Genomic DNA, 17,470 nt, shown 5'->3' with positions numbered 1-17,470 from the left:
CGGTGAAATTTTCATATTTTCACCGCTAATTCTGTCAAATTCTATTTTGTTAGGAGAGCGTGACATAAATCCACTGGATGACGGACTTGTTTTTGACGTATGTTTCGCTTGGAAAAATTTGAGGTTGGATGCCATCTACGAGGTAGATCCAGCCCTTCGTGTTGCTTAGAGAGGACAAACCATTAATGGCAACGATGCACGGACGACCATTGATACTTTTCTCTTTAAGGGTAATTCCTTCTTTTTGAAAATAGTGCTGGGATGCAGCATAAACTGAAATATTGTCATTCCATGCCAAGTCACGGTTGATGGTGTAGATTTTTTGTGCGCCACGATACCGTTTGCGGAACTGTAAAGGCGTCAGACTGGTAGTCTCTTTAAACACTTTGTTGAAGTAGTTTGCTCGAGCAAATCCAATGGTGCTTGAGATGTCGCTAATGGGTTGATCGGTCGAAATCAATTGTATCTGAGCAAGCGCAATCTTTCGAATGCGAATATAGCTAGAAAAGTTGATTTTAAAGTGTTCTTTGAATAGACGGCTCAAATATGCTGGCGATAAGTAAGAGTTTTTAGCAACGGTATCCAGTGTGAGCTTCTGATCGATATTCTGATCGATGTAGGATAGTGCAATGTCGATATCATTGATTCCTTTACTATTGGTGGTACCTAGCGTTTGTTTAAGCTTGCTAGCTGTATTTTCAGCTTCATTTGGAGAGCCAGAGATAACCAGGTTGAGGAGTTGACGCGTTTTCATTAGGTCCTCTTTGGTCAGAGGCGATAAAATATTGATTTCCTGGTAATAGGCATTTAAGACACTAGTGGCGATATTTTCCAAGGCGTCCTGATGTAAGGCAATCGTGTTAACTGGAATATTATTCTTATTTGTGACAAACAAGCCATTGAATTGGCCATTTGTAATCAAGGGGAAAAATAGTGAAAGATTTTTTTTGCGAAAGAAAGCGGTAACTTTATTGGTATCTAAGAACACACCATCACCAGTGACAAGGTGTAGTGAGGCGTCAATGAAGGTAAGGTGGGTCTTCGTTAGTTGATAAAACAAAGTTAGAATTTGCTTGATGCGGATGTAACGAGTTTCTTGTGAATTGAAATTCATAAAAAAGTCTCCTTTTAGAGGTCACTAACCTTGTTAGTGACTACACAATAGCTTATTTTATGACATAAATCAAATATTCGTATAAAAATTAGCTAATATCTTGTGAACTGACATAATTTGTAAATGAAAATGACTAAGAAAATTTAAATCACTTGTTATATAATAGCCGTGTATTAAAAAAGTAAGCGTTTTCAAATGCTTACTGACATTAGGAGGCTTTCTTTATGGAACAAGAAGCGCTTGGAATGATTGAAACGAGAGGTTTAGTACCTTCAATTGAAGCAGCAGATGCAATGGTCAAAGCTGCAAACGTTGCCTTAATTGGCCAACAGAAAATTGGTGCTGGTCTTGTAACTGCTATGGTTCGTGGTGACGTTGGTGCTGTTAAGGCAGCCGTAGACGCAGGGGTTCAAGCAGCAGGAAACGTCGGTGAGGTTGTTTCCAGTTATGTCATCCCTCGTCCACATACGGATGTTGAGAAAATTCTTCCACACAAAGAATAAAGAATAGTCATTAAAATTGGTTCTTATTTTGTTTGAGTGGAGGACAAATAAGAACCTTTTTAGTAATAAGCAATATGATTGAAAATTCTCTGTTACAAAAAATTAGGGGGCAGTCTTATGATTGACTTTTTGAATTCCACCAGTGTCGCACCGGAGTTCGTTGGTGCTGATGCAGCTGGGGATACAATTGGGTTATGTATTCCCAACGTAGATCCAGAGCTCCTAGAAAAGATGCACGTTAAAAAGCATTATTCAGTAATTGGTATCGTCAGTGACCGTACAGGTGGTGGGCCGCAACTCTTTTCAATGGATGAAGGGGTCAAGTCCACTAATACTGAAGTGATTGACGTTGAATGGACAAATGATACCAAAGGTGGCGGGGGACAAGGCTGCATGATCGTCATTGGTGGTTATGATCCATCAGATGTACGTGAAGCGATTAAAGTAACCTTTGAGAACCTCCATCACTACTTTGGCGATGTGTATGGGAACGCTGCCGGTTATGTGGAATTACAGTATACTGCTCGGGCTGCTGGTTGCCTGACTGAGGCCTTGGGTGCTGCAGAAGGTAAAGCCTTCGGCATCATCAACGCTTGCCCTGCAGCAATCGGTATTGTAATGGCAGATACGGCATTGAAGACCGCCGGTGTAAACATTATTTCGGTGGCAACACCAAGTCATAACGGAAGTCCTTCCAACGAAGGGACATTGACCATCAGCGGCGAATCAGGTGCAGTGCGTCAAGCCGTCATTGCTGCTCGCGAACGTGGACTAGAGTTACTGGGACAAATGGGAGATAAACCATCCAACGATTATCCCTCCTACATTCAGTAAAAACTTTATTCTAAGGAGGATTACTTAATGAAACGTCAAAAAAGATTTGAAAAGCTAGAACAGCGTCCAATCAACAAAGATGTCATTGTTAAAGAGTGGCCTGAAGAAGGATTCGTTGCCATGAAAAGTCCTAATGACCCTGAACCAAGTGTTAAGGTTGAAAATGGGATCATTACCGAAATGGACGGGAAAAAGCGCGAAGACTTTGATTTGATTGATATGTACATTGCTAATTACGGAATCAACATTAAAAATGCTGAAAAAGTAATGGCAACGGATTCTGCTAAAATCGCTAAGATGTTAATTGATCCAAACGTTTCTCATAAAGAAGTCCTGAAATATACGACGGCGATGACGCCTGCTAAGGGGCAAGATGTTATCTGTCAGCTTGACTTTGGTGAAATGATCATGGGTGCTAAGAAGATGCGTGAACGGCGCAAGCCAGCTAACCAAAGTCACGTTACCAACTACATCGATAATCCAGTCGAATTAGCTGCTGATGCTGCCGAAGCTGCCTTGAGAGGATTTGCTGAAGAAGAAACGACGACGGCTGTCAGTCGGGATGCTCCTTTCAACGCACTTTCAGTATTGGTTGGGTCACAAACTGGCCGGCCAGGTGTGCTTCACCAATGCTCCGTTGATGAAGCCACTGAACTGCAATTGGGGATGCGGGGGCTGACCTCTTACGCCGAAACCATTTCTGTTTATGGGACTGACCGTTCATTTACCGATGGTGATGATACGCCTTGGTCTAAAGGGTTCTTGGCATCTTGCTATGCTTCTCGTGGGATTAAGATGCGCTTTACGTCTGGTTCTGGTTCAGAAGTTTTGATGGGGTACCCAGAAGGTAAATCAATGCTCTACTTGGAGGCACGTTGCATTTTGTTAGCGAAGGCTTCTGGTGTGCAAGGATTGCAAAATGGGTCACTCAGTTGTATTTCAATTCCAACAGCTGTTCCAAATGGACTGCGTGAAGTTTTAGGTGAGAACCTATTGTGCATGATGTATGACCTGGAAGCCGCAACTGGGAGTGACCAATCATTCTCTCACTCCTCAATGCGTCGGACTTGGCGTTTCATGGGTCAATTCATTGGTGGGACTGACTTTATCTGCTCCGGATATGGTGCCGAACCAAACCCAGATAACACGTTCGCCGGTTCTAACGAAGACGTTTACGACTACGATGATATTCACTTCCTATCACGGGATTATGGGCAATCATTCGGGATTCACTCAATTAAAGAAGAAGATGCCATTAATGTTCGTCGGAAGGCTGCTAAGTCGTTGCAGGTTGTCTTCAAAGGTTTAGGGTTACCAGCAATTACTGACGAAGAAGTTGAAGCTGCAACCTATGCCGATGTTCATGAAGACATGCCTAAGCGTGATAAGGTTGCTGATATGAAGGCTGCCCAAGACATGATGGACAGAGGGATTACGGCCGTTGATGTCATCAAGGCGTTGGTCGATGGCGACGTTAAAGATGTTGCAGAAGCCATTCTGAACTTGCAAAAGCAAAAGGTTGTTGGGGATTATCTCCAGACGTCAGCCATTTTTGATGATAAGTGGCACGTTGAATCGGCTGTCAATGAAGGAAATGACTACCAAGGACCAGGTACCGGTTACCGGCTCTACGATGATCCTGAAGAATGGAAGAAAGTAACGGATATTCCACAAGTCATTGATCCAGAACACTTCGATATGTAAGGGAGGAGGTATTTTTATGACTGAAATTGATGAAAACTTAGTTCGTAAAATTGTCCGTGAAGTCTTAGCGCAAACACAAACTGACCAAACTATTGATTTTCAGAAGAAGGGTCGTGCAGTAGCTACTTCTGAAAGCGCTTCATACACTGGCGATGCCGTTCCGGAAAAGGACGTGTCTTGGTTCCAATCAATCGGTTTAGCTAAGCCAGGCTACTCTAAAGATGAAATTGTAATTGCTGTAGCCCCGGCATTCGCAACAGTGCTGACGAAGACTGAATCTGGTGTTTCCCATCAAGAGGCACTTCGCCAGATTATTGCTGGGATTGAAGAGGAAGGGCTGAAAGCACGGGTCATTAAAGCCTACGATACCTCCGATGTTTCCTTCATGGCCGTAGAGGCTGACCATCTGTCAGGTTCCGGAATCTCTATTGGGATTCAATCAAAAGGGACTGTGATCATTCACCAGAAGGATCAAGAAGCGCTAAACAACCTGGAATTATTCCCTGAGGCACCCGTTATCGATGCTAAAATGTTCCGTCAAATTGGGAAAAATGCGGCACGTTATGCAAAGGGTGATTCTCCAGAGCCCGTTTCACAACCAAACGACCAAATGGCCCGGCCTAACTTCCAAGCAATCTCTGCTATCTTACATATTCGTGAGACGCACCAGGTTGTTCCTGGTAAGCCAGCAGAAGAGATTAAAGTCACATTTTAAGGAGAGGTATCAATGAGCGATATTAACGATTTAGTTGCAAATATTTTAAAGCAGGTTAATAATTCTGATACCGCGTCTGCTGGATCAACTAATTCATCGAGTACCAGTGTTAGTGACGACAAGCAGTATGGTGTTAAGGATTATCCCTTATATGAAAAACACCGGGACATCATTAGAACACCTTCTGGTAAGGCATTGAATGATGTTACCCTTGATGACATTCAAAATAATCGGGTCGATCGTAAAGATTTACGGATTACGGCTGAAGCACTTAAAATGCAAGGCGATGTTGCCGGCGATGCTGGGCGGAAGACGTTACAAATGAACTTTGACCGGGCGGCAGAGTTGACCAAGATTCCCGATGACCGTTTATTGGAAATGTACAATGCGTTACGGCCATACCGTTCTTCTAAGGACGAACTCTTAAGCATTGCTGACGAATTACGGACAAAGTACGACGCCAAAATTTGTGCGGCATGGTTCGAAGAAGCTGCGAAATACTATGAGAGCCGTAAGAAGCTTAAAGGAGATAAGTAGTAAAAGTCGAAAAAGGGTGTTTAGGTATGGCAATGAAAAATGTGATTGGCGTTGATATTGGAAATTCGTCAACTGAAGTTGCACTAGCTAATGTTTCCGATAGTGGAGAGGCAAATTTTATTGGATCAGGGATAGCTGCAACAACGGGTATTAAGGGAACCAAAGAAAACCTAGTTGGTATTCGTGATTCAATCAATCAGGTGTTAGATAAGACTAATTTATCAATTTCTGACATTGATTTAATTAGAATTAACGAAGCCACTCCGGTTATTGGCGACGTGGCCATGGAGACGATTACGGAGACGATTGTCACGGAATCCACCATGATTGGCCATAATCCTGATACACCAGGTGGTATGGGAACTGCATCTGGACTTACAATTTCAATTTTGGATTTAGCTGGGGAAAGTGACAAGAACCGTAGCTATATTGTGATTGTCCCCAAAGAACTCGATTTTGAAAATTGCGCCAAGTTAATCAATGCGTATACGGCTGTTGGTTACGATGTGACAGCTGCCATTCTACAAAACGATGATGCGGTGCTTGTTGATAATCGGTTGAATAAGAAAATTCCAATCGTTGACGAGGTTGCCCTGATTGATAAGGTGCCGGTTCGAATGCTGGCGGCGGTTGAAGTTGCTGGACCCGGACAGGTTATTTCACAGTTGGCTAATCCGTACGGGATTGCGACACTGTTTAATCTGGATTCTGAAGAGACGCGAAACATTGTTCCCGTCTCACGAGCCCTGATTGGCAACCGGTCTGCAGTGGTCATTAAGACGCCAGCCGGGGACGTTAAAGCTCGTGTGATTCCAGCTGGTAAAATCATCATTAATGGTGAGACTGGAAAAGAAGAGGTTGGTGTCTCAAGGGGTGCCGACGCAATTATGAAGAAAGTCTCTAACTTCCGGCACATCAAGGATATTACCGGAGAGTCTGGAACAAACATTGGTGGTATGCTGGAAAAGGTTCGTCAGACCATGGCGACTTTGACTGGTAAACACAATAAGGATGTCGCGATTCAAGACTTGTTGGCGATTGATACCCAAGTGCCGGTGAAAGTTACTGGCGGTTTGGCAGGGGAGTTCTTGAACGAATCTGCCGTGGGAATTGCCGCAATGGTCAAGTCTGACCACCTGCAGATGGAAGTGATCGCCAAGCTCATTGAAAAGGAACTCGGTGTTAAGGTTGAAATTGGTGGTGCAGAGGTTGAGTCTGCCATTCATGGGGCGTTGACCACACCCGGAACGTCTAAACCAATTGCAATTCTTGACTTTGGGGCTGGATCAACGGATGCGTCCATTATTAACAAGGAAGACAAGATGATTGCGATTCATCTTGCCGGTGCTGGTGATATGGTGACGATGATTATCAACTCGGAATTGGGTTTGTCTGACCCTTATCTAGCGGAAGATATTAAACGTTATCCATTAGCTAAGGTTGAAAATCTCTTTCAATTGCGGCACGAAGATGGGTCCGTTCAGTTCTTCGATCATCCATTGCCGTCCGAGCTGTTTGCCCGAATTGTGGTCATCAAACCAGATGGCTATGAACCAGTTACGGGTAACCCTAGCATTGAAAAAATCAAATTAGTGCGGCAAAGTGCCAAGAAGCGGGTGTTCGTGACGAACGCTATCCGGGCTTTAAAGTACGTCAGTCCCACAGGAAATATTCGGGATATCCCGTTTGTCGTAATTGTTGGGGGATCCGCACTGGACTTTGAAATTCCACAATTGGTTACAGATGAGTTAGCACACTATAATCTGGTCTCTGGCCGGGGAAACGTTCGTGGTATTATGGGACCGCGGAACGCTGTCGCTACAGGATTGGTTCTTCGCTATGCTGAAGAGAGAAGGCTGAGTAATGGCTGATAAGCTTGAGCGACCAACGATTGTTATCGGTGTAGATGGTGAGATTTCGACTGCTCAAGCGCAGTTGCAACCACTCTTAAATGGTATCGAAGAAGAACAAATTCCGAGTGCAATGCAGGATATTGCGGTTAGTGATGTTGTCTCGCGGGCATATCAAGCAGCATTAGCTTCCAGGCTGTCTGTTGGGATTGCTTACGATGCGCATCGTTACGTGATCCACTATAAGAATCTGCCGGAACACGAGCCGTTGTTTGATTTGACGATTGATGATGCCGCTAAGTTACGAATGCTGGGAGCCAACGCCGCTCGGTTAGTAAAGGGGATACCCTTTAAGAAATTATCATGAATGGGGATAAAATTATGGAAGCGTTAGGATATGTAGAATGCAACGGACTGTCCAGCGCGACTGTTGCCGCTGATCGCATGTTAAAAACAAGCGACGTTAAACTTAGCAGAATTCGTAATGCTGAAAATGGTTGGATTACGCTAGAGTTTACGGGTGACATAGCTGCGTTGAAAGTTGCTGTTGAAACTGTCAAGCAGACTTTGCCGAAAGAATATATCGCCGGATTAGTCATTGGTAGTCCTGCTGATGGATTGAATAAATTGGGAAGTTCAGGGGCTAGTGATGTGGCACCTCGGGGATTTAATCCTGAAAAATACAATCCAGATGGGTCAATGAAAGAATCCGCAATGTTTGGCCCACATCCCGAACATCGCGTTACCAAGACGCAAGATATGCCAGTTGATCCACAGGCAAAAACCAGTGCTGATGATAGTACTAAGACACAAGTCGCGGATGAATCCGATGATGACCAACCTAGCGAGCGGGCCACGTGTAATCTATGTGGTGATCCCAAATGTCCGCGTAAACTAGGCGAGCCACATAACAAGTGCCTGCACTATCAAGAGCTGGAAAAGAAAGCTGAATTGAATAAAAAGGATAAACCCGACAAGAATTAGGAGGAAGAATAAATGAATAATGCTTTGGGAATGATTGAAACTAGAGGGTTAGTGCCTTCGATTGAAGCAGCAGATGCCATGGTCAAAGCCGCTAACGTTCAATTGACCGGTCAAGAAAAAATCGGTGCTGGCTTGGTTACTGTTATGATCCGTGGGGATGTCGGTGCTGTAAAGTCTGCCGTTGACGCAGGCCTGCAAGCGGCGCAATCGGTCGGTGAAGTCGTTTCATCATATGTTATTCCTCGTCCGCATAGTGAGGTTGAAAACATCTTGCCGGTGGTTGCAGATACAACTGCGGAATAAAGGTTTAAGTATATTTAATGGGCTGGAGGTGTGCTGATGGATGACTTGGTTCAAAAAGTTATTGCCAAATTAAAGGAAAGACAAACTGCGAATACAAGTCTTTCCCTGAATGAGTTGCCATCTCCACAGGATAAACAGGTGTTTGTTGACTATGGCAGCGTTATTTTAGAAGACGTTTCCATCCAGTTTATCAAGGATCTCTATTCGTTAAAAATAGATAATGCTTCGGTATTATGGGTGTTAAACGGCATTAATTACGGTGTTTGCTTCTATTTAAAAGTCAACGAAGCCATCGTTAATTTTATTCCTCGAGCAATGGTCTTAGACTGGCCAATCAAATTTGTCGTTGGTCGTAATTCGCTTATTGTAGGAAGTTATCACAAAATTATTTCTAGAAGAGAAATCGCTACTTTACCGGATAATGCAGTTTTAATCAAGACTGTGAGCCAAACCTTGACCGATGAAGGGGCAGAGATTTGTGATAAGAAGAATATTAAAATAAAGATTAGGACTGAAGAAAATTGTATATGGCTAGAGTAATCGGTAGTGTTGTATCTACCCAGAAAGATCCTTCCTTAGTTGGAAAAAAGTTAATGATTGTTCGTCCAATTGATTCGGACCAAAAAGCAATTCGCTTTGAACAGGTTGCGTCTGATACCGTTAACGCTGGTATTGGTGATAATGTATTGGTCACCAGAGGCGCAGGTGCCCGTAGAGCAGACGGTGATTCTCAACGGGATGCAGCGGATGTTAATGATTGTACGATCGTTGGAATTATTGATCGTTTTGACAAGTAGAAGTTGACGTTAAGGGGTGAGTCTTAGTGGCTATTTACACTAAAGGCGGCGACAAAGGTAAGACTAGTCTATTTGACGGTCTGCGAGTTGAAAAAGATTCGATTCGAGTTGAAACATACGGAACTTTTGACGAACTGAATGCAAATATCAGTCTGGCAGATAAGTTTTGTAAGAGCGAAAAGAATAAAAAGATTTTACAGACTGTTGAATATCGGATGTTTTATCTTCAAGGCGAAATTGCCACCAAAGACACAGATAAGTTCTTAAAGCAGAGCCAATTCATCACTGATGATGATACGCATGCCTTGGAAAAGGTCATTGATGACTATACCAAAGAGTTGCCACCCATCCATAGTTTTATTTTGCCTGGCTCGAGCACGGCAGGAGCACAACTCCATGTTTGTCGGACCATTTGTCGGCGAGCCGAAAGATCATTTGTTAAACTGTCTAAAAGTATTGAATTTCGCCCAGAGTTAGAAAGATACGTTAATCGGCTCTCAGACTTTCTATACATCATGGCGCGGTCTGAAGACTATGAAGATTTAGTGGATGATGTTACTGAAAAAGTCATCAAAGTCTATTCAAAAATTGAGGACGGTCGGTAAAGATGAATGAAGATCAATTAAGCAGCGTAATTAAACAGGTAATTGCGCAGCAACAGGTGGATTACTTTTCTTTGACTAAGATGGAGAAAGTCATCGCCGCTGCGGTACAGCGAGCAGATGAATTCAAAATCGGTGTTACCATTGCCATTATGCGTAGTGACCAGGTCGTTCAGATGAGTTACCATATGCCTAACGCGAATCTAGTAAGTAGCACGTTAGCACCTAAAAAGGCTTGGTCGGCTTTGGCGATGAAGCAGCCAACGATTCAGATATCGGAACAAGTTCAGCCCGGGGCGGAATTATATCAAATTGAAACCATGATGGGCGGTCAACTGACTTCCTTTGGTGGTGGAATTCCGCTGGAGATTAATGGCAAAATCATTGGTGCCATTGGTGTTAGTGGTGGTGCTGTTAAGCAGGATCAGGCTATTTGTGAAGTGGCTGTTGAAACTTTTAAGAAGGAGAGTGATTAAGATTATGGATCAAGGAAAAATGGAAGCGCTTATTCGTGACATTATTGCCCAAGAAGCCGGTCGCAGCACGAACCAGCAATCTAGTGGAAGTAGAGCCAATCTGGATGATAGCAATACATCACCATTACTGAGAGATTTACGCGATTCAGTACTGGAAAAGATTAAGGGCGAGTCTGCTGATGTGGACAATTCTCCTTTACTAGAAGGCATTAAGCAGGATGTAGAGAATAGTATCGGTTAGCGAGGGATGTTCTATGGGTCGTGATATTGAACGGACAATCCAGGAGTATGTGCCCGGTAAGCAGGTGACATTAGCACATATTGTTGCTAATCCCACTCCTGATATTTATGAAAAATTGGGTATTCAGACGCCGAAAAATGCACTAGGAATTTTGACGATTACGCCTAGTGAGGCAGCAATCATTGCTGGTGATATAGCCACTAAATCTAGTAATGTGACGCTGGGATTTATCGATCGATTTAGCGGCTCGGTGGTCATCGTTGGCGAAGTGTCAGAGGTTGAGTCTGCCCTGAAAGAGGTCATCACTAAGTTACATGAGCTCCTGGGCTTCGACATCCCCAAAATTACAAGAACCTAAATAAGAAATAAGGGCCACAGCGTTAGGCCGCGGCTCTTTTCTTATTGGGCTTAGTAATTGACTAAAGGTTGAAAGATGAAGCTCAGGTTTCAACTTGGTATTGGTAAGCGTTTGTCCCATTAAACTAGTCTAAATCCGGCACACTACGGCTGTCAGAAATTCCGCCTGCTGTGGGGACGCTTCAGACTGGAAGAACACCAGTCTTCTCGCTCGATTTGAAGCCACGAAAACCGCGTGTCTCCAAAGTCGCCCGTGATGTAAGCTGGCTAAAAACACCACCTAACATCACCTTCACGGCTGGCTCCATTCCTGACCTCCTCCGGTGCTGACTGTGTTCTATCAGGTAAAACGCTCTAGACGACAGTTACTTAACGGTTTTAGTCCAGTCAATAATAATGGTTGTAGTTAGTTTCAATGTTTTCTGAGCGCACAACGTAAGCCGAAAGGTCGGCAGATATGGGCTCAGGTGCGTTGTTTGCACTGTTTCCAGCTCATACCGTTAACTACTATGTTACTTATTTTTAGCTCCATTGTTGTTACTAGAGCAGACATAGTCGGTACTCTGGAATTTTCAACCTTTAGTCATTGATAAATAAAGGGGGGAGATAGTCATGCAACTTGCGCAAGAGATTAAATTGAATAATGGCTTCAATTGTCGTGATTTGGGTGGCTATCAAACCCCCAATGGATTGATGACCAAGCACCATCGGTTAATTCGTTCAGGCTATTTGTCTGACTTGGATAGTGTGGACCAAAAGACACTTTATGATTATGGGGTACGAACTGTTATTGATTTGAGATCGCCAAGGGAAGTGACGACCTATCCAGATCGTTTGGGTAGCGGGATTCGTTATTTACAAATTTCAGTCTCCAGAAAAGATTTGACAGAGAGTACAGCGAATCTGAGGAGTCTGGCTGATCAATTGACGGATAAGCAGGCTGGATTCCAGCTGATGATGCATAGTTATCGTCAATTAATTGACGGTATGGAGTCACAACAGGCGTATCATCAATTCTTCAAGTCATTGCTTAACGCTACGCCTGGAGGAATTCTTTTCCACTGCTCTTCTGGTAAGGATCGAACTGGCGTTTTAACCGCACTAACGCTGATGATATTGGGTATTTCGGACAAGGCCATTAAGGCGGACTACTTGGATAGTAATTGGGCCTCTGCAATAAGGATTAATAATCGACTCAATGGGGCTAAGTTAGTCAGCGATAATCTGGCTTACCTGCAATCGATTTTTGATTTGTCCATTGTTCGGGATGACTATTTTGACCAGATGGTGGCAGTTATCAATGATCAGTATGGTGGGATTAAGGCATACTGTCGTGAACAACTTAGGCTCAATGAAGATGACCTCACTAAACTCAAAGAACTTTTTTTAGAGGAGGATGCTGATGAGAGCGTGCGTCAGCGTTAAGAGCAGTTATGCTAAGAGTACATAGAGGACGTAGAAATTTGCTAGATAACTATTAAGGAAGTGGCACTGATGACTAATATTGGTATATTGGTTGGGAGTCTCAGTCAAAAATCTTATAGCCAAAAGATTGCGAATTATTTGATGAAGGCGCAATTGTCGGTAAAATTTATTCAGGTGAATTACGAAATCTTACCGCTTTACAATCCAGATTTAGAGCAAAATCCGGTGTTAGAATGGCAGGTTTTTCGCAGCGTCGTTGACCATATGGATGCCCTGATTTTGGTCACACCAGAATATAATTTTTCGATCCCTGGTGGATTGAAAAATGCACTTGACGTGTTATCAGTGCCGTTACCACCGGCGAACATTGTTCATAAGCCCGCATTGGTGATTACTGATTCTTCTGGTGAGCGTGGGGGAGCAAACGCCAATGCCCATATTCAGCAGTTACTCCGTTATATGGGGATGAACGTTCAAAATGATTTCATCACCATTGGCAGAGTTCAAGCAGCATTCGATAATCAGGATAGGTTGGTTAATCAGCAAGTCGCTAAAGAATTGGATGCGGCTATGAGTAGCTTTGTTGATACCATAGATCGCACAAACAGATAGACTAAGAAGATGAGGTGACACGGATGGTTCAGCGTAATCGTAATTTATTGACTCAGGCGAACCAACAACTGCAACAGTTTGCTCAGGTAGTGAATGGTGATAAAGCAGTTCGTCCGGTTCGTAAGGGCGAGTCTTTACGTGTGGGCGTTGATTTGGGAACTTCGAGCATTGTGATGGTTGTTTTAGACCAAGACGACCAGGTAATTTACGGTAATTTTGAATACGATCACGCTGTACGGGATGGCCTAGTTGTGAACTTTATGGATTCTGTTCGTATTTTGAGTCGACTGAAAGAGCAGACAGAGAGCATTTTAGGTGTGCCACTGACGACAGCCTGTGGCGCTATTCCACCTGGTACAGGGGCGGGGAGTGCAAAAATCGTTGCCAACGTGATTGAGTCGGCAGGATTTATTTGTCGAAAAGTAGTCGATGAGCCAACGGCTGCCGCGCAGTTCTTACGCGTGAAAAGTGGTACGGTCGTTGATATTGGTGGGGGAACCACTGGCGTTAGTGTTTTTAAGAATAAAAAATTGATTCAGGTGAGTGATGAGGCTACTGGAGGCTTTCATATGTCGTTAGTAGTAGCGGGGCATAATGGTTGGGATATGGACACAGCGGAACAAGCTAAGCGAGATCCAGCAAAAGAAGATGATGTGTTCGCCCTAATTCGCCCAGTTGTAGAGAAAATGGCAACAATTACTAGCGACGTTACAGCGGGGTCACCACAGGAACCGGTGATTGTTGTTGGTGGGGCTATTAATTTTAAGGACTTTATTGATACTTTCAGTAAGGCGTTAGGTACTCCCGCCTATAAGCCAGACTTTCCTCAGTTTGTGACGCCGATTGGCATTGCCATGTATGATCATGATACATAGGGGTATCGCGTAACCTGAGTGCACAGGCGATTGTTGTTATGGTAGAGCGTGGCGGGTTAGGTTTATTCAGAAATTGAACTTTATTTTTGAGGCAAAAATCTAACTTAAATTTGGTAAAAAAAGTAGTAACGCCGCGACCCAATCGGTCACCGCGTTACTACTTTTATGATTCTTGGTTCTGTTGTTTGAGCTGCTCCTGAGCGAAGAGGCGAACGGCTAATTGTCGGCTGGGCGTCAGTTGTAGATAAGCGACATCGAACGCGGCATCTTGAGTGAACAGGGTGTCACTGAAACGAGGATCGATAGCCGATTTATGTACACCGAGGATGTCAGCGAGTAGCTGGACGTTCTCTGGGCTGGGGGTTGATCGTTGTGCGAAATATCCCGAAAGTGTTGAGGAGGGAATGCCGGTTTTGGCGGCAAGGTCGCCCTGGGTCATGCCCCGTGAGGCCGTTTTGAGATTCTGAGCAATAAGTCGGCGAATATTTTTTTCAAATGAAGATAGTTCATGGCGGGGCACTGCACTCACTCCTTTACGTATAAGTATGGGTTTAAAGCTTTGTTGATGGCTAGGTTTGGACAGAGCCAATCGCTTGTATAAAATTAAAAACTAACTTCAGTTCGGATAGTTAGTTCACAAACGATACGGATTTTGTGACAGCAGTTGTCAATTGTAGCCACCAATTAGTGGCATCCATTACCTATGAAAAATTAATTAATGGCGAAAGCCCTTGCACCCTTAGTTTGGTCAAGTAAAACATATAAATAGGGAATATAACAGCAAATTGCTTACGACCAGTGCTTGGAAAAAGACGCTAAATGTGAGGCTATTCGCAAGATTGGTCGTGAACGATGAGTCGTCATTTATGTGACCCGGAAACCGCATTTTCCAGACTAGGAAATAATCCGCTGTCGTCATTATAACGAATAGATTGCATGCAAGCAAACTTAATTAGTTGATTAACTGCTGAAAGTAATTGACAAAACGAATAAACTCGCTTAATATACAAAAGTGTTTGTAAGGAGGTGTGCGTGATGGAGAAAGTGCAGATTACACTTGACGCTGCTCGCCACAATGCGGGGTACTCGCAAAAAGAGGCTGCGGCACGTTTGGGTATTCACTATCAAACGTTGGCATCCTGGGAGCGTGATAGCTCCAACCTAGGTTTAGCCACCATCGAACGCCTATCTCAACTCTATCAAATTCCTAAGGCCGTCCTTTTTTTTGGCAAGAAAAACGATTTTATTCGTTCTTTGCGTCAACGGGCGACTAGGAACTAAGTAGGCGTTCTAGGGGGGACCGGGCTGATCCGGTTACAAAAACAGAATTAGGATCACCGTCGCCGAGGAGCAGCTCCAAGGCGATATTTTTTTGAAAAATTTTTTGCTAAACAAATCGAGTGGGTTTAGGGTCAATCAGGTTAACTAGTTTGGTGACCCCAAACTCACGAAAACGCTGTGGTTGTAGGAATGTGCTTAGTAAAACGATAAACCCAAAATGCTGTAAACTATTTGTGCGGTATTACACAATTCAGGGGGTTGTTGAACGGAAGTGCAGAAAAGGCCTTTACAATTGTGCAGGAATCCGGTATGCTATTGATGATAAATGAAAGGGGTTTCATACAATGACATTAACTACTGAACAACTCGCTAAATACATGGACCACACTAATTTAAAGGCAGATGCTACTGAAGCAAGCATTAAGCAAACTTGTGACGAAGCTGCAAAATTTAACACAGCTTCAGTTTGTGTGAACTCTTACTGGATTCCGTTCGTTACTGAGCAATTAAAGGGGATGACGGTTAATCCAATTGCCGTCGTTGGGTTCCCACTAGGGGCCATGGCAACCGCTAGTGAGGTCTTTGAGGCAGAAAAGGCTATCGATGATGGCGCCGAAGAAATCGACATGGTCATCAATGTTGGTGAATTGAAGTCTGGTAATGATGATGTTGTCGAAGCTGACATTAAGGCCTTAGCAACCGCCGTTCATGCCAAGGGCAAGTTGCTCAAAGTCATTTTGGAAACCTGCTTATTAACGAAGGAAGAAATCGTTCGCGGTTGCCAATTGAGCGAAAAGGCTGGTGCCGACTTCGTGAAGACGTCCACTGGCTTCTCCACTGCTGGCGCCAAGTTAGAAGACGTCAAATTGATGCGTGAAACTGTCGGTGACCGTTTAGGGGTTAAGGCTTCAGGTGGTATTCACAGCCGCGAAGAAGCACTGGCCATGATCGATGCCGGAGCGAGTCGTTTAGGTGTTAGTGCCACGGTCGCTATCTTAACGGGTGACGCTGCAAGTGCTAAGGCTGGCTACTAGAATTTAATTTGTGAAAGCGGGGATACAGGTATGAAGTTCAAACGAGTTTTTGGTTTAGTTATGGATTCAGTCGGTGCAGGTGCTGCACCCGACGCTGCCAAGTATGGCGATGAAGGTTCCGACACTTTGGGCCACGTTGGACACCATTTCGCCGGCAAGTTGGCATTGCCTAACTTAGCTAAAATTGGGTTATCTAACCTGCGGGATACGCCTATCGAAGGCGTTCCTGTGGCTGACGATCCACACGCTTACTACGGTAAGATGCGTGAGATTTCAGCAGGTAAGGATTCGATGGATGGTCACTGGGAAATGATGGGCTTACCCGTTCGCAAAGCCTTGAGTACCTTCCCGAATGGATTCCCACAAGACATCATCGATAAATTGGAAGCGTTTTCTGGTCGCAAGGTCATCGGTAACCGTCCAGAATCTGGGACAAAGATTATCGCTGAACTTGGTGAACAGCAGATGGAAAAGGGCGACTTGATCGTCTACACCTCTGGGGATTCCGTTATTCAGATTGCAGCGCACGAAGATATTATCCCACTCGCTGAACTCTACAAGATCTGTGAATATGCGCGCTCACTAGTTAATGGTCCAGAATACTTAGTTGGTCGGATCATTGCACGGCCTTACGTTGGACCAGATGCCGATCACTTTACCCGAACAGCTAACCGACGGGACTTTACGTTGGAACCAACGGCTGAAACCGATATGGATCGCCTGCAAGCTGCCGGTGTTCACGTTGTCGGTGTTGGGAAGATCAACGATATCTTCTCTGGCCATGGTATCGACGAAGGTTACCATAACGAAAGTAACATGGATGGGATGGACCACGTTGATCACGTCATGACTGAAGACTTCACTGGCTTTTGCTTCATTAACTTAGTTGATTTCGATGCGATGTACGGTCACCGGCGGAACCCAGAAGGTTTTGGGAACGCGTTGATGGACTTTGACAAGCGTCTTGGGACGGTGTTGGATAACATGAATGACGATGATCTCTTGATGATCACCGCCGACCATGGGAACGACCCCACTTATACCGGTTCAGATCACACCCGTGAACAAGTACCATTACTGGTTTACTCACCAAGCTTCAAGCAAGGCGGGAGCTTAGGTGTTCGGTCACCATTTGCTGATTTCGGAGCAACCGTCTTAGACAACTTTGGCGTGGCTGGTAACGGTGAAGGCCACAGTTTCTTAGCAGACTTGAAATAGTTAACCAC

The 17,470-nt window shown here is 44.2% G+C and carries 23 protein-coding genes; 21 read left to right on the top strand and 2 right to left on the bottom strand.

The genetic code is table 11. The annotated features are described in order from the left end of the window. Positions 1-49 precede the first annotated feature (49 nt). Positions 50-1,114, bottom strand: coding sequence for a helix-turn-helix domain-containing protein (locus tag FAY32_RS11790; protein ID WP_143463627.1), 1,065 nt, complete (start codon positions 1,112-1,114; stop codon positions 50-52). A 224-nt stretch (positions 1,115-1,338) separates the two neighbouring features. Between FAY32_RS11790 and FAY32_RS11785 the strand changes: the two genes are divergently transcribed. The 18 genes from FAY32_RS11785 to eutJ all read left to right on the top strand — a co-directional run bounded on the left by FAY32_RS11785 (position 1,339) and on the right by eutJ (position 13,929). Further along, complete coding sequence (locus FAY32_RS11785) at positions 1,339-1,617, top strand: BMC domain-containing protein (RefSeq protein ID WP_048735679.1); 279 nt, start codon at positions 1,339-1,341, stop codon at positions 1,615-1,617. A 117-nt stretch (positions 1,618-1,734) separates the two neighbouring features. Continuing rightward, positions 1,735-2,451, top strand: a complete 717-nt coding sequence (gene pduB, locus FAY32_RS11780; RefSeq protein ID WP_143463626.1) for a propanediol utilization microcompartment protein PduB — start codon at positions 1,735-1,737, stop codon at positions 2,449-2,451. Between the two features lie 27 nt (positions 2,452-2,478). After that, positions 2,479-4,155: a propanediol/glycerol family dehydratase large subunit gene (locus FAY32_RS11775; protein ID WP_143463625.1), complete on the top strand. Its 1,677-nt coding sequence runs from the start codon at positions 2,479-2,481 to the stop codon at positions 4,153-4,155. 16 nt (positions 4,156-4,171) lie between these two features. Further along, the gene (locus FAY32_RS11770) at positions 4,172-4,870 is read left to right on the top strand and encodes a propanediol/glycerol family dehydratase medium subunit (RefSeq protein ID WP_143463624.1); all 699 of its coding nucleotides are present in this window, start codon (positions 4,172-4,174) and stop codon (positions 4,868-4,870) included. Between the two features lie 12 nt (positions 4,871-4,882). Next, entirely contained in the window at positions 4,883-5,407 is a 525-nt protein-coding gene (locus FAY32_RS11765) for a diol dehydratase small subunit (protein ID WP_143463623.1), read from the top strand. A gap of 26 nt (positions 5,408-5,433) precedes the next feature. Further along, positions 5,434-7,278: a diol dehydratase reactivase subunit alpha gene (locus FAY32_RS11760; protein WP_318635489.1), complete on the top strand. Its 1,845-nt coding sequence runs from the start codon at positions 5,434-5,436 to the stop codon at positions 7,276-7,278. Then, positions 7,271-7,624 carry a glycerol dehydratase reactivase beta/small subunit family protein gene (locus FAY32_RS11755; protein ID WP_143463622.1) on the top strand — a complete coding sequence of 118 codons (354 nt, stop codon included), beginning with the start codon at positions 7,271-7,273 and terminating at the stop codon, positions 7,622-7,624. Before FAY32_RS11760 ends, FAY32_RS11755 begins: the two co-directional genes overlap by 8 nt. 14 nt (positions 7,625-7,638) lie before the next feature. After that, a complete protein-coding gene (locus tag FAY32_RS11750) occupies positions 7,639-8,241 on the top strand; it encodes a BMC domain-containing protein (RefSeq protein WP_143463621.1) in 603 nt (200 codons plus the stop codon). 12 nt (positions 8,242-8,253) lie between these two features. Beyond that, positions 8,254-8,544, top strand: a complete 291-nt coding sequence (locus tag FAY32_RS11745) for a BMC domain-containing protein (protein WP_048735685.1) — start codon at positions 8,254-8,256, stop codon at positions 8,542-8,544. A 36-nt stretch (positions 8,545-8,580) separates the two neighbouring features. Then, a complete protein-coding gene (gene pduM / locus FAY32_RS11740) occupies positions 8,581-9,084 on the top strand; it encodes a PduM family microcompartment protein (protein ID WP_143463620.1) in 504 nt (167 codons plus the stop codon). Further along, entirely contained in the window at positions 9,072-9,341 is a 270-nt protein-coding gene (locus tag FAY32_RS11735; protein WP_082153273.1) for a EutN/CcmL family microcompartment protein, read from the top strand. Before pduM ends, FAY32_RS11735 begins: the two co-directional genes overlap by 13 nt. A gap of 26 nt (positions 9,342-9,367) precedes the next feature. Next, a complete protein-coding gene (locus FAY32_RS11730; protein WP_143463619.1) occupies positions 9,368-9,946 on the top strand; it encodes a cob(I)yrinic acid a,c-diamide adenosyltransferase in 579 nt (192 codons plus the stop codon). A gap of 2 nt (positions 9,947-9,948) precedes the next feature. Further along, positions 9,949-10,419 (top strand): GlcG/HbpS family heme-binding protein, encoded by a 471-nt coding sequence (locus FAY32_RS11725; protein WP_143463618.1) that lies wholly within the window; start codon positions 9,949-9,951, stop codon positions 10,417-10,419. Between the two features lie 4 nt (positions 10,420-10,423). After that, positions 10,424-10,660 (top strand): hypothetical protein, encoded by a 237-nt coding sequence (locus FAY32_RS11720; protein ID WP_143463617.1) that lies wholly within the window; start codon positions 10,424-10,426, stop codon positions 10,658-10,660. 13 nt (positions 10,661-10,673) lie between these two features. Beyond that, positions 10,674-11,018 carry a BMC domain-containing protein gene (locus tag FAY32_RS11715; RefSeq protein ID WP_048735691.1) on the top strand — a complete coding sequence of 115 codons (345 nt, stop codon included), beginning with the start codon at positions 10,674-10,676 and terminating at the stop codon, positions 11,016-11,018. A 611-nt stretch (positions 11,019-11,629) separates the two neighbouring features. Next, entirely contained in the window at positions 11,630-12,442 is an 813-nt protein-coding gene (locus tag FAY32_RS11710; RefSeq protein WP_143463616.1) for a tyrosine-protein phosphatase, read from the top strand. Between the two features lie 69 nt (positions 12,443-12,511). Continuing rightward, positions 12,512-13,054, top strand: coding sequence for an NADPH-dependent FMN reductase (locus FAY32_RS11705; RefSeq protein WP_143463615.1), 543 nt, complete (start codon positions 12,512-12,514; stop codon positions 13,052-13,054). A gap of 23 nt (positions 13,055-13,077) precedes the next feature. Then, complete coding sequence (gene eutJ / locus FAY32_RS11700) at positions 13,078-13,929, top strand: ethanolamine utilization protein EutJ (RefSeq protein WP_143463614.1); 852 nt, start codon at positions 13,078-13,080, stop codon at positions 13,927-13,929. 163 nt (positions 13,930-14,092) lie between these two features. Here eutJ and FAY32_RS11695 read toward each other — a convergent pair whose 3' ends face one another. Then, positions 14,093-14,449 carry a helix-turn-helix domain-containing protein gene (locus tag FAY32_RS11695; RefSeq protein WP_143463613.1) on the bottom strand — a complete coding sequence of 119 codons (357 nt, stop codon included), beginning with the start codon at positions 14,447-14,449 and terminating at the stop codon, positions 14,093-14,095. A gap of 515 nt (positions 14,450-14,964) precedes the next feature. On the opposite strand from FAY32_RS11695, the gene FAY32_RS11690 reads away from it, so the two are divergent. The 3 genes from FAY32_RS11690 to FAY32_RS11680 all read left to right on the top strand — a co-directional run bounded on the left by FAY32_RS11690 (position 14,965) and on the right by FAY32_RS11680 (position 17,462). Then, the gene (locus FAY32_RS11690; RefSeq protein WP_143463612.1) at positions 14,965-15,210 is read left to right on the top strand and encodes a helix-turn-helix transcriptional regulator; all 246 of its coding nucleotides are present in this window, start codon (positions 14,965-14,967) and stop codon (positions 15,208-15,210) included. A gap of 344 nt (positions 15,211-15,554) precedes the next feature. Further along, positions 15,555-16,244 (top strand): deoxyribose-phosphate aldolase, encoded by a 690-nt coding sequence (gene deoC / locus FAY32_RS11685; RefSeq protein WP_143463611.1) that lies wholly within the window; start codon positions 15,555-15,557, stop codon positions 16,242-16,244. 30 nt (positions 16,245-16,274) lie between these two features. After that, positions 16,275-17,462 carry a phosphopentomutase gene (locus tag FAY32_RS11680; RefSeq protein ID WP_143463610.1) on the top strand — a complete coding sequence of 396 codons (1,188 nt, stop codon included), beginning with the start codon at positions 16,275-16,277 and terminating at the stop codon, positions 17,460-17,462. Positions 17,463-17,470: the final 8 nt, after the last annotated feature.

This window comes from Levilactobacillus enshiensis, from assembly GCF_007115095.1.
GTDB classification, from domain to species: Bacteria; Bacillota; Bacilli; order Lactobacillales; family Lactobacillaceae; genus Levilactobacillus; species Levilactobacillus enshiensis.
This window is presented reverse-complemented; position numbering and strand designations above follow the sequence as displayed.

What these genes read in the sequence shown, in the direction of transcription:
- FAY32_RS11680 (WP_143463610.1), top strand. Translation starts at nt 16,275, where the DNA reads ATGAAGTTCAAACGAGTTTTTGGTTTAGTTATGGATTCAGTCGGTGCA.
- FAY32_RS11775 (WP_143463625.1), top strand. Translation starts at nt 2,479, where the DNA reads ATGAAACGTCAAAAAAGATTTGAAAAGCTAGAACAGCGTCCAATCAAC.
- pduB (WP_143463626.1), top strand. Translation starts at nt 1,735, where the DNA reads ATGATTGACTTTTTGAATTCCACCAGTGTCGCACCGGAGTTCGTTGGT.
- FAY32_RS11790 (WP_143463627.1), bottom strand. Translation starts at nt 1,114, where the DNA reads ATGAATTTCAATTCACAAGAAACTCGTTACATCCGCATCAAGCAAATT.
- FAY32_RS11745 (WP_048735685.1), top strand. Translation starts at nt 8,254, where the DNA reads ATGAATAATGCTTTGGGAATGATTGAAACTAGAGGGTTAGTGCCTTCG.
- FAY32_RS11690 (WP_143463612.1), top strand. Translation starts at nt 14,965, where the DNA reads ATGGAGAAAGTGCAGATTACACTTGACGCTGCTCGCCACAATGCGGGG.
- FAY32_RS11710 (WP_143463616.1), top strand. Translation starts at nt 11,630, where the DNA reads ATGCAACTTGCGCAAGAGATTAAATTGAATAATGGCTTCAATTGTCGT.
- FAY32_RS11720 (WP_143463617.1), top strand. Translation starts at nt 10,424, where the DNA reads ATGGATCAAGGAAAAATGGAAGCGCTTATTCGTGACATTATTGCCCAA.
- FAY32_RS11750 (WP_143463621.1), top strand. Translation starts at nt 7,639, where the DNA reads ATGGAAGCGTTAGGATATGTAGAATGCAACGGACTGTCCAGCGCGACT.
- deoC (WP_143463611.1), top strand. Translation starts at nt 15,555, where the DNA reads ATGACATTAACTACTGAACAACTCGCTAAATACATGGACCACACTAAT.
- FAY32_RS11705 (WP_143463615.1), top strand. Translation starts at nt 12,512, where the DNA reads ATGACTAATATTGGTATATTGGTTGGGAGTCTCAGTCAAAAATCTTAT.
- FAY32_RS11760 (WP_318635489.1), top strand. Translation starts at nt 5,434, where the DNA reads ATGGCAATGAAAAATGTGATTGGCGTTGATATTGGAAATTCGTCAACT.
- FAY32_RS11735 (WP_082153273.1), top strand. Translation starts at nt 9,072, where the DNA reads ATGGCTAGAGTAATCGGTAGTGTTGTATCTACCCAGAAAGATCCTTCC.
- pduM (WP_143463620.1), top strand. Translation starts at nt 8,581, where the DNA reads ATGGATGACTTGGTTCAAAAAGTTATTGCCAAATTAAAGGAAAGACAA.
- FAY32_RS11725 (WP_143463618.1), top strand. Translation starts at nt 9,949, where the DNA reads ATGAATGAAGATCAATTAAGCAGCGTAATTAAACAGGTAATTGCGCAG.
- FAY32_RS11715 (WP_048735691.1), top strand. Translation starts at nt 10,674, where the DNA reads ATGGGTCGTGATATTGAACGGACAATCCAGGAGTATGTGCCCGGTAAG.
- FAY32_RS11755 (WP_143463622.1), top strand. Translation starts at nt 7,271, where the DNA reads ATGGCTGATAAGCTTGAGCGACCAACGATTGTTATCGGTGTAGATGGT.
- FAY32_RS11770 (WP_143463624.1), top strand. Translation starts at nt 4,172, where the DNA reads ATGACTGAAATTGATGAAAACTTAGTTCGTAAAATTGTCCGTGAAGTC.
- eutJ (WP_143463614.1), top strand. Translation starts at nt 13,078, where the DNA reads ATGGTTCAGCGTAATCGTAATTTATTGACTCAGGCGAACCAACAACTG.
- FAY32_RS11765 (WP_143463623.1), top strand. Translation starts at nt 4,883, where the DNA reads ATGAGCGATATTAACGATTTAGTTGCAAATATTTTAAAGCAGGTTAAT.
- FAY32_RS11785 (WP_048735679.1), top strand. Translation starts at nt 1,339, where the DNA reads ATGGAACAAGAAGCGCTTGGAATGATTGAAACGAGAGGTTTAGTACCT.